At 46.4% G+C, this 16,718-nt stretch carries 15 protein-coding genes and 1 pseudogene; 12 read left to right on the forward strand and 4 right to left on the reverse strand.

The features are described from left to right. Positions 1–2 precede the first annotated feature (2 nt). The 3 genes from C557_RS0104935 (at position 3) to C557_RS0104945 (ending at position 1,827) form a co-directional block, all read left to right on the forward strand. Positions 3–368: a hypothetical protein gene (locus tag C557_RS0104935; RefSeq protein WP_018750723.1), complete on the forward strand. Its 366-nt coding sequence runs from the start codon at positions 3–5 to the stop codon at positions 366–368. Positions 369–456: 88 nt separating this feature from the next. Further along, positions 457–1,233, forward strand: coding sequence for a serine aminopeptidase domain-containing protein (locus tag C557_RS0104940; RefSeq protein ID WP_018750724.1), 777 nt, complete (start codon positions 457–459; stop codon positions 1,231–1,233). A 21-nt stretch (positions 1,234–1,254) separates the two neighbouring features. Beyond that, on the forward strand, positions 1,255–1,827 hold the full coding sequence (locus C557_RS0104945; protein WP_169338202.1) for a hypothetical protein: 573 nt from the start codon (positions 1,255–1,257) through the stop codon (positions 1,825–1,827). A 99-nt stretch (positions 1,828–1,926) separates the two neighbouring features. Here C557_RS0104945 and C557_RS0104950 read toward each other — a convergent pair whose 3' ends face one another. Further along, on the reverse strand, positions 1,927–3,315 hold the full coding sequence (locus C557_RS0104950) for a serine hydrolase domain-containing protein (protein WP_018750726.1): 1,389 nt from the start codon (positions 3,313–3,315) through the stop codon (positions 1,927–1,929). A gap of 91 nt (positions 3,316–3,406) precedes the next feature. Continuing rightward, on the reverse strand, positions 3,407–4,174 hold the full coding sequence (locus C557_RS0104955; RefSeq protein WP_018750727.1) for a MerR family transcriptional regulator: 768 nt from the start codon (positions 4,172–4,174) through the stop codon (positions 3,407–3,409). A gap of 966 nt (positions 4,175–5,140) precedes the next feature. On the opposite strand from C557_RS0104955, the gene C557_RS0104960 reads away from it, so the two are divergent. Together C557_RS0104960 and C557_RS0104965 are read left to right on the forward strand one after the other, a co-directional pair. Then, positions 5,141–5,716, forward strand: a complete 576-nt coding sequence (locus tag C557_RS0104960; RefSeq protein ID WP_018750728.1) for a hypothetical protein — start codon at positions 5,141–5,143, stop codon at positions 5,714–5,716. 27 nt (positions 5,717–5,743) lie between these two features. Then, positions 5,744–6,226, forward strand: a complete 483-nt coding sequence (locus tag C557_RS0104965; protein ID WP_018750729.1) for a tetratricopeptide repeat protein — start codon at positions 5,744–5,746, stop codon at positions 6,224–6,226. Between the two features lie 289 nt (positions 6,227–6,515). Here C557_RS0104965 and C557_RS24045 read toward each other — a convergent pair whose 3' ends face one another. Further along, positions 6,516–7,406 (reverse strand): AraC family transcriptional regulator, encoded by an 891-nt coding sequence (locus C557_RS24045; protein ID WP_018750730.1) that lies wholly within the window; start codon positions 7,404–7,406, stop codon positions 6,516–6,518. Positions 7,407–7,839: 433 nt separating this feature from the next. Here C557_RS24045 and C557_RS22975 point away from each other — a divergent pair, with 433 nt between their 5' ends. The 6 genes from C557_RS22975 to C557_RS0105000 all read left to right on the forward strand — a co-directional run bounded on the left by C557_RS22975 (position 7,840) and on the right by C557_RS0105000 (position 15,565). Further along, the gene (locus C557_RS22975; RefSeq protein WP_018750731.1) at positions 7,840–9,258 is read left to right on the forward strand and encodes a beta/gamma crystallin-related protein; all 1,419 of its coding nucleotides are present in this window, start codon (positions 7,840–7,842) and stop codon (positions 9,256–9,258) included. Between the two features lie 237 nt (positions 9,259–9,495). After that, positions 9,496–10,848 (forward strand): hypothetical protein, encoded by a 1,353-nt coding sequence (locus tag C557_RS0104980; RefSeq protein WP_018750732.1) that lies wholly within the window; start codon positions 9,496–9,498, stop codon positions 10,846–10,848. 96 nt (positions 10,849–10,944) lie between these two features. Next, positions 10,945–13,077, forward strand: a complete 2,133-nt coding sequence (locus C557_RS0104985; protein WP_018750733.1) for a hydantoinase/oxoprolinase family protein — start codon at positions 10,945–10,947, stop codon at positions 13,075–13,077. 24 nt (positions 13,078–13,101) lie between these two features. Beyond that, positions 13,102–13,809, forward strand: coding sequence for a hypothetical protein (locus C557_RS0104990; protein ID WP_018750734.1), 708 nt, complete (start codon positions 13,102–13,104; stop codon positions 13,807–13,809). Then, entirely contained in the window at positions 13,802–14,461 is a 660-nt protein-coding gene (locus C557_RS0104995) for a GntR family transcriptional regulator (protein ID WP_018750735.1), read from the forward strand. The genes C557_RS0104990 and C557_RS0104995 overlap by 8 nt, the downstream gene beginning before the upstream one ends. Before the next feature lie 210 nt (positions 14,462–14,671). After that, on the forward strand, positions 14,672–15,565 hold the full coding sequence (locus C557_RS0105000) for a pentapeptide repeat-containing protein (RefSeq protein WP_018750736.1): 894 nt from the start codon (positions 14,672–14,674) through the stop codon (positions 15,563–15,565). A gap of 177 nt (positions 15,566–15,742) precedes the next feature. On the opposite strand, the pseudogene C557_RS25345 reads toward C557_RS0105000, so the two are convergent. Next, positions 15,743–15,985: pseudogene (locus C557_RS25345) on the reverse strand (alpha-amylase); the annotation flags it as partial. A gap of 349 nt (positions 15,986–16,334) precedes the next feature. Between C557_RS25345 and C557_RS22980 the strand changes: the two are divergent. Next, positions 16,335–16,667: a hypothetical protein gene (locus C557_RS22980; RefSeq protein ID WP_018750738.1), complete on the forward strand. Its 333-nt coding sequence runs from the start codon at positions 16,335–16,337 to the stop codon at positions 16,665–16,667. Positions 16,668–16,718: the final 51 nt, after the last annotated feature.

Below are 16,718 nucleotides of genomic sequence, written 5' to 3' on the forward strand. Positions count from 1 at the left end.
AAATGAATGTTAAGTTTAACAATGGTGTTGAGCTGCCATGTATTACGGTTAATGGGAAGCAAGGTTATTATCAAAATGCCAATAGAGAGATTTACGAATTTCATTTCGACCCCAATAACACCGATTTTGCGCAATTAGAAAGTTTGTTTGGGAATGAGGAAAACACAAAACAAATTAGAATCATTGATGGGGATAGTGACTTTTTACATGAAAATTTCACTATAAGAATGAGCCTATCATTCTTACCTATTGAAGTTTTGCCTGAAACGACTAGTTCTCCCGCAAAGTACGAAAATAGGTTTGTTGTTTCAATGGCCCAAAAGACGTACATGGAGAATTTAGTTTCTCAATTGATTACACAACAATAGATAATCAATAACTACCATTATCTTCTCTCTTTAATTAAGATATACTTTTAGAGAAGGTATATTCTTAGTTGAAGAGAGAAGGTTCTTTATGAATATAAAAAAATCAGTAAAATCAGTTGTCCTTAAGTCGATTATTAGATTTAATGAAAAAAAATATAAAAACGGTAACCGTACATTGCGTTATTTATTTTCGAAGGCAAAATCAAGTGTTTTGATTGTCATATTTAGCGGGTTTTCAGGTGAAAATGAACGACCAAAATATAACTACATTAGGAGTTTAAATAACATTAGAACCAACAAATTATTTATCCTCGACAACTTTGGATATGGTAATAGAGGGACATACTATTTAGGTGAGAACAACGATTTTTATGTAGAAAAATCTGTAGATGAATTAATTGAAATAATCAAAAAGAAATACGGGATAACAAAAACCGTATTTCTAGGAAGCAGCAAAGGCGGGACTTCTGCTTTATATTTTGGAACTAAGCATGAAGCTGATTACATTATTGCTGGTGCCCCACAATATTACATAGGAAGCTATTTAAAAGCCGATTGGCACAGCAAAATTCTTAAAGGCATCATGGGAGATACAAAAGAAGTAAGCATTAATTTCCTGAACACATTATTACCACAGGCTATTTCTGAGGGAAATACAAAAACAAAGATTTATTTGCACTATTCTGTGAATGACCGATATACATATCAAGAGCATGTGCTCGATCTGATAAAGGATATTAATAATAAAGGATACACTTTGATCGAGGACATCCAAAGTTATAAGAATCATAATGACGTTGCAAAATCTTTCCCAATATTCATGAAAACAGCTCTAAAGAATGATATCTTGGCTAATCAAGATTAACGCATAGACAGCATGTTATTTTTGCCAAAAATATTGATAATCTTTGCCAAAAATTTTGCGCGGCTACAGGAGCCGGAGACGATCCACTCGCCAGGTAAGATAGGAAAACGTATCGTACAGCATGTGTCATTCAGTGAATGCTATGATGGGGTGATTGACTGGGACGCCGTGCATCCCGACGCTGTTCCTATCAGCAGTGAGGAGCTTGAACGGGTCTATGAGGCTGTATGTGGATGGGGCCGCAGAACCTATCCCGAGGAATCGGGGCAATGGAGAATTCATCGGGTTTTGCGTAAGAGCGGAATGCTTGTAGCCATCGTGGAGCGTTGCGATGCAGGATATACGGCTGCATTTCCAGTTAAGGTAATGGTAGATCGGGAAAGCTTCAACATCATCAGCGATATGAGCATTGGGGATTTGCCCAAGAAAGTCCCGGATGTCCTAGATCAGGAGCAGGCATTTCAACAAATTGCTGACTCCGTGGTATCCAAGCCTTATTACGTCTGGCATTCGCAGAAGGGGAGCTATCAATTGATGTACATGATCGATTGCCCATATATCATTGATGCTCGCAGTGGAGAAGTTCTGACATAGACTGTACATCATATGATGCACAGTCTGCATTTCAAGCTTATGTAAAGGCCTGGTTCGTATTCCTCCTACCCAGGCCTTGCGTGAGTGCTGCAATCGCGACTAAATGCGTTCTGCCACGCTATCGCTTTCGGGATCATACCAGATCAACCGGGAGCTCTTGCCCGCCTTGAACTCGTCGAATTCCAGCTCAGTTGCGGTTTGCTGCTCGTAGAAGCGTGTAGGGCTGAGGGGCAGCAATACAAATACCATCCCGTTGTCAAGTCGCATACAGAGCTGACTCTCTTTCACATAGACCTTTGCCTGCAGCGATTGCTCCTGTTCTTTGAACAGGTACTCGCCAAGAAGCGGCTCATAATCCTCGGCAGACAGTGAAATTAAGGTGCGTGGAGCTGTTGACTGCGGCATGTCCATTTGCTCGCCGGCGAGTGCTTGTTCCACACTCCGGATCAACTGCTGGGTATAGTTGTAATCCCGTTCTCCATTTTGCAGAAGGATGAGTGTCAAATCCCGCTCGATATAGCGTTTCACAAACGTAGCATATCCCGGCCAGCCACCGCTATGGCTTACCGCTCGGCCTAACTGCGGATGCTGCTCGATCAGCCAGCCGAATCCGTAGTCGAACGTCTCTCCGTTATGGAGTGTCACAGGGGTGAACATGACTTCGCGCAGCTGCGGCGGAATAAACTTGTCGTCATACAGCGCACGATCCAGGCGAAGCAGGTCCATCGCGGTGCTATTCACCATGCCGTCTCCTTGCAGGCCGTCCAGGTAGTAGACATAATTCATTTCCGGAACAATGTCCGGCAGCACGTATCCATGATGCTCCAGTCGGTAGACGTAGCCCCAGGCATAGTCCGCCGGAACAGCTCCAGGATGAAGACGACGATTATAGACGCGCGTTCGTGCCATGCCTAGCGGTTGAAAAATCTGCTCGGACAGAAAGTCCGCATAGGATTGGCCGCTGATTCGTTCAATCAGAAGAGCAAGCATAATATAGCCCGTATTGCTATACATCCAATGATCATTAGGCGCAAACAGTGGAGCAGGGCGATGAGCGGCGAGCATGTCCAGGACATCCTGATTGACAGCGATCTGTGCATGATCCCATTTCTCGCTAAATAGCGCAATGTAATCCGGCAGCCCGGAGGTATGGTTCAATAAATGTCGGACGGTAATGCCCGGATAAGGCAATTCGGGCAGCCATCTGGACACGGGATCATCCCACTTCAGATGCCTCAATTGCTGCAAGCGTATGATGCCTAGCGCCGTAATCGGCTTGGAGCCCGAGGCTAACTCGAACATCGACTCTGTCGTAAGCATACGCGCCGGTTCCTGCCCCTGGCTCAGTTCTGCGAAACCCACGGCTTCATAAAGCAAAGGCTCTCCCTGCTCGGCAACCAGGATTACACCATTAAAGCTTTCCTGTTCTCTAATCTGCTGCATGAGCGCAGCTAATTGTGCTGATCGCTCCTCCAATTTTCCTGGCATGTTTGTTCCTCCTTAATTCTTCAATAGCTTTTGCAAAAAAAAGCAGGTGACACTCCTGCATTCATTGGTGTTTGTGCTGTTCTATGTTCTACTACCTATCGATTCCAGGCAGGCCAAATTTGCTTGCATAGTGTGCTAACGCCTCATTCAGCCAGGCGATTTCCCGTTCGTTGAAGGGCATATCGACCAGCCTGTCCAATTGATCATGTTGTTCCTCCGGAATCCGGGCAAAGCTGGCAATCGCTTTGTCATCCAGAAAGTGGAGGATTCGTTGCATATAGAAGCCGAGCATTTCTTCGACCTTCGAAGTATCGGGTTCACCGGTCGATAGATGTCTGACGGCTTCGGCAAAGTCGAGCATATCCCGATCCCGTTCAACGGCGGTATTCCGGGAGATATCGAACAAGTTGGCGACCGTGTGCTCCGACAAATGCTCCGCCGCCCAGCTGCGCTGCTTGTCCTCCCTTAGCATGTTGCGGATCAGCAGAAACATCATGTCATGCTCCAGTTCTCCCTCATGTTGGAGGATGGCTTGCAGTCGCTCGATGATTTCCAGTGACTTGTCCAGTTCAATGCGGGCGGCTTGCAGGGCTTGCTGCTGCATATGCAGGGCATTGGCGAAGTTCATCTCCGGTTCCCGCTGATGAATGAACTGGCGAATACGCTCCAAAGAAAAGCCCAGCGACTTCAAGCCGATAATTTTCTGCAAGGTGATTAAATCAGCTGAACCATAAATACGATGTCCATTATCCTGACGGCGCGGATTCAGCAGTCCTACTTCTTCATAATAATGAAGTGTGCGTATCGGAATGCCGCTTAGCTCGGCAAATTTTCCGACGGAATAATAGGTCGCGTCCATCGTCACTTCCTCCTCTCTTGCCCCATTATATAACCTCCAGTAACTGTAGGAGCAAGCCTAGCGATTCACAGATTCAAGCAACAAGTTGTATTTAGGGTTAACCCGCTGGATTCAATCAGCATTAGCCTGTCATCTTGCTTTCAACCTGCCGAGCCAGCTTTAGTGCACCTTGATCAATATACTTCATATAAGTAGTGCGACAATACAAACAAAGGTACCATAGACACCATAAACGTGAGAGCATAAGCAACATTATAGCTGAAATAAGATATTATTTTACTGAACAGGAATGCTGAGAACGTATTTAAAAAGGTAAAATGAATGAAATTATGGCAAAGTAAACTAGAAATACGGATACCGCTGCTGGCACGGCAAGCCGAATATATCTACGTATGGCGCTGGAATGCAGCAAATTTTGATAAGTTTGACTATCGTATTCTTTTTCCAACATCCCGATACTAAGCACATAACCACTAAGCACATAACCACTGAGCACAAAAAAAGACAAACAGCAAATTGCCCATTATAAAATAGATTAAGAGGGGAATGCCCATACCAAATTGAGATAGTAAAAGCTGCTGTTGCATAATGTCCCTTGATGCTGATGCACATGAGTGGGAAATCCTCCAGCTAATTTATGCAAATGAGCTGAATTTTGGAGTTTAACTGGAAAAGCTCCAAATAATTCCATACTATTAGCCCATATTCAGCGATTTAAGCCAAATTATATGGATGAATTCCCTATAATGGTTAATGATTCTATCTATTAAAAATTTTAACTGGAGGATTTCCTGTTAAATAGGGTGGCTGTTATGCTTTAGGGCTTCATGGCCTGCTGCTCTAAGCTGCCTGTGCACATCTACGATGATCCAGGTGTAGGCTTAGGTGTATTTGGCTTAATGTTCATTTCCCCGTACAATAAAGATAATCAGATGATCCATCCAACCGAGGTGAGGAAGAGAAATCATGGATTTTCCGAAGAAACCCAATCATGAAGTGCGAACCCAATTTGAAATGGACCTGTTGCATCAAGCGCAAGGGATGTCTGAGTCCAGCCCACCGTCTCCCTGGAAGAATGAGATTTTGATCCCTGCCTCCGGATGTATCGCGTGTGGCTGGGATCGAAATGAGAACCTGGTACTAATTAGTAGCTTGGGGTATAGCATAACAGAGGTGGCAACAGGAGCTTTGATCCATAGGGACCGGGATGCTGAATTGGTGGATAGTAGAATGAGTCATAACCAATTATCCTTTGAGCTTCCTATTGATGATGAAGTTATTGATATTTTTGGATTTGAGGCCGGGGACGGGATTAAAGTAACTAACGATGGGTGGTCGGTTCAAGTCATTTATCCTTGGTGGCCCAGAGCTTCGGTAATCCTTGAGCATCTGTTTAGAGCAAATTATCAATATCTTAAGGATGCGACGCTGCTTGATATCAAGCGGTTGGATGGTGACCTCAAATGTGGATTCTCTCCAACCGGCAAGAGTCTAGTCATTTTGGGGTCGGGCGGGGCTGTGGTTTATTCGCGGACGCACTAACTTAAATTAGCATAAAGGATGAGAGGAATGGATCCATTAAATAGAGCAATTCAATTAAGAGAATCCGGGAGCCATGAAGAAGCACGCTCGTTATTGCTAGGGTTACTGGATGAGCATCCGCTGAATCCATCCATCTGGTATCAATGTGCCTGGATTCATGATGTTATGGGCTTAGAAAGTGAAGCTGTGCCTTATTATAAACAAGCATTAGAGCTTGGGTTAGCAGGCGTGGAAAAACAAGGGGCGATCTTAGGACTGGGAAGTACCTACAGGACTTTAGGGTTGTATGATGAGGCCCAGGCCATATTTGAGAATGCTATACAAGAATTCCCGGAGCGCGGTGAATTTCAGGTGTTCTACGCTATGGTTCTATACAATCAGCAGGCACATAGTGAAGCGATGGGAATCCTGTTGAAGCAATTGGCAGAAACGAGCACGGATCAAGGGATTCAGGATTACAAGAAGGCCATATCATTTTACGCGGATCGATTAGATCAAGTTTGGGATTAACCTGCATCTGTGCCTAGCAGATGTTTATTTATTTTTCATAAAGTATATCCTGAAGCCGTGAAATCTCGTTACTAAGGGACAGTTTGAAGAGCGTGCCAAAATCCAGAAGAGGCACCTAAAGATAGGCATGGGAAAGCAGCGGCATGCCAACAGGCAACCCGAATGGGAATGTCTGAACTCATTTTTTTAACCAGTCAACGTAGTATAGAGACGTCGGAACACCGGAAACCATGGGCTGTGGACGGATTCCGATATGGGGAATAACTTAACTCTCGACTGCATCGCCGGGTTACCTCCGCTTGCATGGACAAAGATAATTCAGCGTGCCTTCATTCGCTGCAAAGGACAAATCATACGCATAAGCTTCGGCGCTCCAGCCGTAAGCATAATCCGGCTCATAACCGCTCGCGGCGATTCCGCCGAGCGTCAATTCATGGGAGTGGGCGAAGATATCTCCGTTCTCAAAGTCCCCGTTGATAAACCCGTTTGCCAGCAGGCATGGAGGTAAATCCCGGTAGTCAAATCCCTCGGGCACCTTCGTCCCCTCAGGCATCAATTGGCCTGCCAAATAAGTGAAGGTTGCCGTATCCGGCTGATATTCTCCCATCCACCCCACCCAGTATCCCACAACGGCCTTTTGCTGGTCCAACACAGCGAAGGTATTTTCGCGAAAACACTCCTCCCATAAGGCCGGAACGGGATTTTCTCCCCCGCCGTTAACTACCCGCTTGCCGATCATCCGAGTAGCAGGCAAGTCATAGAATTCGATTTTTCCCAATACCGCCATTTTCGTCTCTCCCCGTTCCTTCGGAAATTGTTGAATTTGAAAGGTCAGCTTTGGACAGATTTGAAATACAGCGCTTTTATCACGCGCCTGCGTCGGAGAAATCCCGTGATAGTCACGAAACGCCCGGGCAAAAGAAGCATGCGATTCATAACCGTAACGCCCCGTGATCTCAATGACTTTCGTTTTTTGCTGTTGCAGTTCAAATGCACACAGAGTCAGCCGGCGGCGCTTTATGTATTCGGTAAGAGTATAGCCCGTCAGATAGGAAAAAAGCCGTTGCACCTGCTGTTTCGAGCAGCATGCAATCTCTGCCACCCTGTCATAATCGATTGCTTCCGTCAGGTTCTCCTCCACATAGCGAACAACCTCGTTCATCCTCTCAAAAGCATTCAAAACCATCCCTCCTTACTCTAAAAGTAGCACAGATAGCAAAGTGCTGCTGTGCAAAATGCGTTTCTTCTATGCATAAAGAGTCTGAGTCGCCATACTCCCGGCCGCTAACACATCCGCACAGGAAACAGCCATCGGGCCTATAGTTGCGAACCGGAATGGGCCGTTAGCTGCTCAAGGGATTGATCCAGTTGGAAACGTACAGGATTTATCGTGCATCTCCAGGGTGAAGTCGGAAATACAAGGAAATCGTTTCTTTCCTCTATTATCCTCTATCTTAGAGCAGTTTTCTAATAGAATCATATCAGTAGTTTCACGGATTCAGGTATATTTTCAGGTTGCATTATCTACCAAAATTTATTAATCTAAGTCATGTAATGTAATAATATTACAAAATATTAAAATTCAAGGAAGAACAAACGAGGAGGAATGGATTGTGAAGAAATCATTGGTTTTCTTTATGATGTTGGTCATCGTTTTATGTTCCCTTCCCCAAGCTCCGGCAAGAGCCGCGAGCGCTCCGCCCTCAACCTGGCAAGAGCACTGGTTCGAGCACAGGGAGCTGCTCAAGCTGGCGCACTACAATGATGAGGTGGCGGTTTATGTAGATGATGATATTGACCCGAATCAAATAAACTGGATCTATTCGACCGCTGCCGATGTATGGAAATACACCAAGCAAACGTATGGCTCCATGGGCGGGGATGGTCGACTTTATGTCATTGTCCATAATAAGAAGTATAGCGGCGGTCATCCGGGCTACGCTTACAATGCCGACCACGACTACCGCAATGTCATCGATATCGGTGGCTCCGACTTCAAAAATCCAAGCGGCTGGAATCTGGATATCCTGGTTCATGAAGTAGCCCATATCGTAGAATTTGCAACCAATGGCACGAAGGGTTCCCCCGCCTTTGGATTGTGGGGAGACAGCAAGTGGGCTGAAATTTATCAATATGATGTTTATAAAGCATTAGGTTTAAACAGTGAAGCCCAACGAATTTACAACAGCTTCACCAGTAAGGCGGAAAACTTCCCGCAAGCAGGAACCTACTGGTTTAAGAACTGGTATTATCCGATTTATAGCAGCTATGGGGAAAAGCAAGTGCTAAATAGATATTTTCAGCTATTGGCTCAACACTATCCGAAAAATTCATCCGGCCAATATACGAGAAATATGAATATGGGCGAGTACGTACACTTTATGAGTGGTGCAGCCAAGGCTGATTTAAAGTCGCTCGCCATAACTGCTTTTGGCTGGCCAAGTCAATTCGAAAGTCAATATCAGGCAGCACGCCGGGAATTCCCTCAAGTCACCTATGGGGAGACGATTTCCGAGGGGGCTATCTTCTACGGGAACGCCAATTATGGCGGGTATGCCGTAGCACTTGGAGCAGGCTCCTATAACTATAATGAAATGGTAGCAGCCGGTATTGCAAACGATACACTCTCTTCGTTGAAGGTGACTCCTGGCATTAAGGTGACCCTTTATGAACATTTGAATTTTGGTGGTGTGCAAAGGGTTGTTACTTCAGACACGGCATCGCTTGGCGATTTTAATGATAAGACATCATCCCTCAAAGTAGAAAAAATACCTGTCGTTTATATTGATGCCAATTACAAGGGGGCTGCTGTCAGCCTGGATGTTGGCAGTTATAACGTAAGTGATCTAGTCGCAAAGGGGATCCCCAACGACTCCATCTCTTCGCTGAAAGTACCAAGCGGCTACAAGGTAACTCTTTATGAGCATGGCGATTTTCAGGGAGCAACCAAAGTGCTGCTGGGGGATGCTTCCTACCTGGGTGTTGACTTCAATGACAAGACTTCTTCCATCAAAGTAGAGCGGACCTCCTAGTTCCATATCATAGATTACGGGAAACTATGAATTTTTCATGGTTTCCCTTTTAGTTTCTAATCAAGAAAAGCAGTTTTTCCGTTTACAGAACGGAACAAGCTTTGTGTGCGTAAACATATTGACGTTATCTAGATAGCATGTTAATATTTGACCGAATAACTAACATGTCAGTAAGAGAAATAGCATGTTAGTATGTTAGTCCTTGCTTTTTTATTCCTAATTAAAGGAGGGCATTTTGTGGATGTAACGAATTATGTAATTGGCTTCTTGATGGTGCTATCATTTTTTGGGCTTGTGTGGTATTGCGTGAAGGGGTACAATCTCATGGTTGGTTTTTTCATCATGTCTGTACTATGGACGGCTATCGCTCTGATTGGCAATGCGATTGCGCCTAATTCCATGATGGAGGGGCAAACCATCGTCTCCGTGCTAACTAATGTGTTCCAGACCGGACCGGAAAATTATGGCAAGGCCATTCTTGTAAACGTTTTCTTTGGGGCGTTTTTTGGCCGAATCCTGATGGATACCGGCATTGCTGCCACACTGATTCGTAAAGTGGTAGAGCTAGGCGGAGACAAACCACGTGTGACGATGTCATTGCTCTGTATTGTGACAGCCGTTATTTTCACCTCCATGACCGGGATCGGCCCCGTCATTTCAATTGCTGTTATCGTGCTACCGATCATGTTGTCCTTAGGTATTCCTTCCTCAGTGGCTTTATTCTCCTTCATGGGCTCCATAATGGCCGGGATTTTCGGAAATATCGTGAACTTCAAGCAGTATCAAGCCATCTTTGCTACGGCTAATGAAAGCTATGCCAGCTATGATTATAATGCTTACTTTGGCTTTGGAATGATTGCCATGGCCGTCTCATTGGTCATCGTGCTTATTGTAGCCAATCTGTCTATGAACAATAAAAAAATCTCTCGTGCCTGGGCAGCTACTACACCTGAAGAACAGAACTCTCAGGATGCGCCGGCTATTTCCTGGGTCTCTATTATTTTGCCGGTCATCGGTGTAGTAGTGTTCAAAATTCCGATTATTTTCGGATTTATCTTTGCGGGCCTGTTCGCCTTGCTAACCTGCGGCAAGCTAAAGGGCGGATTTGTCAGTGTTTGCCGGATGTTATCCAAGCAATTCGCAGATGGCGCCATTGATGTAGCGCCGATGATCGGATTTTTGCTGAGCCTGGCGATGTTCAACAATGCAGCTACATATGCCTCACCTTATTTTAAAATTCTATTTGGTGGAGTGATGCCGCAGACGGCCTTGTTATTATGTATTGTGTTTGCCATCCTGACACCGCTTGGCTTCTTCCGCGGACCGATGAACCTGGTCGGCTCGGGGTCAGCTATTCTGGCTGTAGTCGTTTCGACGGCGGCCTGGCCCGTTCAATTTCTGTACCCGTTGTTCGCCGTGACCACGATTGCACCACAGCATTTGGATGTTACTCAATCCTGGGTTGCCTGGGGATTTGGTTATACCAAGGTGCCAGCCAAAGACTTCATGAAGATGTCCATTCCTTCCGGCTGGATGATCGGGATAATTCTTTGTATCGTCGTACTCGTGATGTACGGCAGCTTGGTTTAAAAAGTGTGGTGAACAACTAGGCGGAGAGCCGATAGAGCAAGCTGGTTGCCGTTGCTTAAGGGCGGCAGCCGGCTATATAAGGATTGGAGGACAAACATGAGTAGAATAATTCGCATGGGCATTGACGTAGGGGGAACCCATACCAAGGCGGTAGCCATCGACAATGAAACCCATGATATTATCGGGAAATCCTCGGTCAAAACAACGCATGACGACCCTCGAGGTGTAGCTGCCGGAGTCGTGAGATGCTTCCAGAATTGCCTGACGGAAAATCTAATTCAGCCAGAGAACGTTGTTTTTGTTGCGCATAGCACAACACAGGCCACTAACGCGCTGATTGAGGGGGACATCGCCCAAGTTGGGGTTATCGGCATGGGCAAGGGTGGATTTGAAGGATTTCTGGCAAAGAGACAAACGAAGCTGTCTGATATCGACTTGGGTAATGGCAAGGCTATTAAAATTTACAACCATTTTGTCAATGTCAAAAGGATGACGGAAGAGACCGTGGTGCAAGTGATTGAGGATCTGGAGGAGCAAGGTGCTCAGGTCATTGTCCCGTCCATGGCCTTCGGCGTTGATAATGGCAGACCGGAGCAACTCGTCTATGAGAAAGCAGAGAACAAAGGCATTCCTACCACCATGGCTTCCGATATTACCAAGCTATATGGATTGACCCGTCGCACAAGAACGGCAGCGATTAACGCCAGCATTCTTCCCAAGATGCTGGATACGGCCAATTCCACGGAGCAATCGGTTAATGAGGCTGGCGTGCATGTGCCGCTCATGATTATGCGTGGCGATGGGGGAGTGATGGAGATTAGCGAGATGAAGAAGCGTCCCATCCTCACGATGCTGTCCGGTCCCGCCGCTTCGGTGATGGGCTCTTTAATGTATTTAAGAGCTTCTAACGGAGTGTATTTCGAGGTGGGTGGAACCACAACAAATATCGGAGTGATTAAGAATGGTCGCCCTGCCATCGACTATTCCATCGTTGGTGGTCATCCTACCTATGTTAATTCGTTGGACGTCCGGGTGCTTGGGGTAGCCGGAGGCTCCATTGTGCGGGCTGACAAGAACGGGATCATCGATGTGGGGCCAAGGTCTGCGCATATTGCCGGGCTTGATTACGCTGTGTTTACCGACCCGGCCAACATCCAAGAACCTAAGGTTGAGTTCTTCTCGCCCAAGCCTGGCGACCCTGCAGACTATGTGGCGATTCGGCTGGAGAACGGGGAGCGGGTGACCATTACCAATTCCTGTGCAGCCAACGTGCTTGGCTTGGTCAAGGAAGATCACTTCTCCCATGGCAATGTGGAAGCGGCCAGAAAGGCGATGCAGGCGCTAGCCGATTACTGCGGTTCGACAGTCGAGGATATTGCCCGGCAAATCATGGAGAAGGCGTACGCCAAGATTGAGCCTGTTATTTTGGCGCTGGCAGATAAATACAAGCTGGAGAAAGATCAGATTTCTCTTGTGGGTGTCGGCGGCGGCGCAGCTTCGTTGATTGTTTATTTTGCCGAAAAAATGGGGCTGAAATACAGCATCCCTGAAAATGCGGAGGTCATTTCCTCCATTGGTGTTGCACTGGCCATGGTACGGGACGTGGTGGAGCGGATCATCCCCTCGCCTTCCAAAGAGCAAATCAGTGCCATCAAGATGGAAGCGATGAATAAGGCCATCCAAAGTGGGGCCACACCGGAAAGCGTAGAAATCCATATCGACATCGATCCGCAAACCTCGAAGGTCACGGCCATTGCTACCGGTTCTACAGAAGTGAAAACCAATGAATTGTTGAAGGAATGCAGCGAAGAGGAACTGCAGGAAATCTCCGCAAGCGATATGCGAATTCCGGTGGAACGGACGCACCTCCTGCAAAAGACGAGATACTTTCATATTTTTGGCGAGAAGACCAACAAGCCAGGAGAAGCCGGAGCCATTCGCATTGTAGACAATAAAGGCTTTATTAAAATTCAGCGCGGTCGTGCGCTAGTGATCAAGACGACGGCTGGCAACTATTTGCAAGCGGTGAAGAAGCTGTGGGAGGATATGGCCGTATATAAAACAGAGCTTATCGCCCGGCCTGACTATTATTTGTGTATCGGGGCGAGAGTCATGGACTTCACGGCATCCGAATTTGAGCAATTGGAACTGCTGATGGATATCGAGGTATCTACCTTTGAACCAGATACAGAAATCGTTGTGGTTGCGGCCAATATGAAGCAAAGCTAAGATCGTCCGGGAAATGGAGGGGCTATGCGGGATATTAACCAGTTGGAGGATATGCTCGGGATATTGTTGCAGCTGGATGACCAAACCTGGGGAACGTATGCCTTCTCCAGAGATGTATTAAAGCGCAGAATACCCCCGGAGCAAATGATAGAGATGACGGAGGAGGCCATCCGCTGCGGTAAAGATTACGCTCAGCGAATAATTACCGATTATGGTTGTAGGGATGTACGCTTGCTTGCCGAGAAGATGAAGATTCGGGTCCAACTGGAGTCATCTTCCATCACAGGCAACCGGATTCTGTTCGCCTGCTATACGCCACCGAATCACATCGTTATTATGGATGAGCCCCTACGCAGGGCGGCCTCATTGGTATCCCGGAAGGCCGCGAGCTTGGTTGAACTATTCCGGCAGGATGATATAATGAATACTATCTTGGGGCATGAAATCTTTCATGCTGTAGAAGAACGGCTTGAATCGGATATATATACCCGAACCAAGAAAATTGAACTATGGAATTTTCTGGGTTGGAAGAACTATTCTAGGGTACGCGCGCTGAGTGAAATTGCTGCCATGTCATTTACTCGAGAATTAAATAGATTAGACTATTCCCCGTTTATTCTGGATTTTCTGTTGTATTTCAGTTACGATTCCTCCGACGCGGAGCGCATATATCGTGACGTTCTAGGAGTGGGTTCAGGAAGGTGTAGGGAAGCCGTTGAAGATCATGAATAACAGCAGCTCATTAAACGATGTAACTTACCATAAAATCAAAGAAGACATCATGAACATGGCACTCGAGCCAGGGATGGACGTGAGCGTCCAAAAGCTATCCGAACGTTATGGGGTAAGTCGAACCCCGGTCCGGGAAGCGGTGGTTCGCTTGCAGCAGTCCGGCTTGGTGGAAATCTATCCGCAACGCAAAACGGTAGTGTCCAAGATTGACTTGGGGCGCGTGCGTGAAGAATGGTTCATCAGGACTTCTCTGGAGTCCGCTGTGGTGGATGATTTTATTCGCAAATGCAGCGAATTGGTTGCGGATACGATGCAGGAACTGATTAATATGCAGAAGAAGTATATGGACAAAAAGCATTTTATCGAGTTTTACCATAAGGACAATCGCTTTCACCAACTGATCTTTGAGACAGCGGGAGTATCGCTTGCCTGGTATACCATCGAAGAGGTGGCATCCCACTATAACCGGATTTGTCTGCTATATGGCAAGATGGAGGGGGCGCGGCAATCCCATATTTCTCAGCATGAGGACATGGTGGCTGCCATTCGTCGTCGTGATGCCGAGTCCCTGCGCCAAGCAGTGAAGGATCATTCGGGCAGCCTGCTGGAGCAAGTGGATCGTATGTCCAGGCAATATCCCCAATTCTTTTGATGATTATGATGCCAGGAGAGTAAGCCGCAGACGCCCCGTTAGGGTATGACTGCGGCTTTTTTATGCTTGCCAGCATACCGTTCTCAATCGTATTCAGAATAATAACCATCTTGGTGAGCTTCATTAAATAAATGTAAGATTGTTTCACTCGAAATTCTTGATATAATAGTTTCGGCAAGTATACAGGAGTATGTAAGCCAATGAAACTGCATGTATGAGGTGAGTCTGATTAAACATTCTAATATAGAAAATGAGCGGATTGAGAGTAGGGAGCATCTGCGTGCAGATTGTCAGAGGTGCTTTGGCTTATGCTGCACGGCTTTATATTTCTCAGCCTCGGAAGGCTTTCCGGCGGACAAGGCAGCAGGACGTCCCTGTACTCATTTACAGACCGATTTTCGCTGCGACATTCATGAAACGCTAGGCAAGCAGGGGCTCAAAGGCTGTATCGCGTTTGATTGCTTTGGAGCAGGACAGCGGGTTTCTCAAGTCACCTTTGGCGGCAATGATTGGAAGTCAACACCGAATTCTGCGGAGTCGATGTTTAAAGTATTTTTGATTATGCTACAACTTCATGAATTACTCTGGCATCTATCTGAAGCCTTGGACCAGCAAGCAACGCGCACCATTAAGAAGGACCTTCAGGATATGCTTGACCAGACGGAGCGACACACCCTTCTCAGCCCGGAAGAACTCATAAGGTTCGATATGGCAGAGCATCGGCAGGCTGTTAATACTTTGCTACTTCAAACGAGTGAGCTTGTGCGGACGCAGGCCCTCAGCAAGCTCAAGCATCCGCCGATCCCCTCGCGGCGTCAGAAGCAAATCGGCCGCGGAGCGGACCTGATCGGTGCGGATTTGAGAAAAATGGATCTCCGGGGAGCAAATCTAAGAGGCGCTCTCTTAATCGCTGCCGACCTTAGAGGTACCGATCTTAGCGGCGCGGTTCTCATTGGAGCAGATTTGCGTGATGCTGATCTCCGGGGGGCGAACCTGTCTCGCAGCATCTTCCTGACCCAATCCCAAGTCAGCTCGGCTAAAGGAAATCATAGCACAGAGCTACCTTTAGTCCTCACTCGTCCACAGCACTGGGATACGATATAGTAAATTATGGGAATTGAATGGGGAGGGATAATGATGGAGAAGATTGAGAGAGTGCTAGAGGCTCATGATTATTTCAGGCTGTTCAAGCCAAAATGGTATAATGAAACTTAACAAGGACCAGCTGGATAACCCGGGTTGGTCCTTGATGTTCTTGTGCTTAGATATTATGGCTGCCAAATTATTGGGATCATATTCTCCAACGCCAAGGAACCATTCACCAAAGGTAAATACGGGCTCGTAACCTGAAATGTAAGCCATCCAGTTCTTCTGCCAGCCCGGTGGCATATGCTTAACCGCATCTACCCGAATTCCGTCAATCCCCATATCAAGCCAGAGCTTGATGGCTTCCTTGAAGCAGGTATCTGTTGTGTTGTTGTGGTGGTTGATATTGTTGGTATCCCCCGTGTAACCGGCAATTAGATTACAGCGTCCCCGTCGGCAAAGCGATCGGTTACAATTTGATAGATAACATCAGTGGAGAAGCCTTGCTTATTCAGAACCGAGGTGTCAGGGAGCGGCGTTTGCCGAAGGAACGGCAAGGAACGGATTAAGCCATGCGATAAGAAGAAAGGGGTTGTTCCTGGTCAGAGTCTGATCAGGGAGGCAGCGCCCCCAAATTAGAATTGGATTGCTCGGACTTATTCATAATTGCAGATATAAAATTGTAAGGATGCGCTGTAAAGAAGGTTATCCAGGTTATAAATGGATATTATGTAGGCGGAATGAGCATTCTACACTTGAATGCAACCACCCCTAAGGAGGAAAATCCATGAATATGGACTTTACAAACCAGATTAAACAATGTGAACAGATCGTAAATCAGTTAATTGCCCAGACTCAGCAGGCCTCTCAGAATTATCAGCAGCTTCTCCAACAAGAGCAGCAAAATGCCGTCAAGTTAGAGGAATTGGCACAAAGAGAAAAAAATGCCGTGCAGGTTATTCAAACTGCTCTGCAGGGGCATCAAACCGCCATTCAGCAAATGCAACAAGTGATGCAGACTTGCAGACAACTCGAGCAATCTGCTTCAAGCAACCAATTTGCTTTTAATGGAATGCAAGAACCGCATGTGCCGTCTAATCCCCAAAACATGAGAAATTAGAAAAAATAATAAAAATAATATGGAACAAAGAAACTGCCCTCATGATAAATG

This window comes from Paenibacillus sanguinis 2301083 = DSM 16941 (assembly GCF_000374825.1).
GTDB classification, from domain to species: domain Bacteria; phylum Bacillota; class Bacilli; order Paenibacillales; family Paenibacillaceae; genus Fontibacillus; species Fontibacillus sanguinis.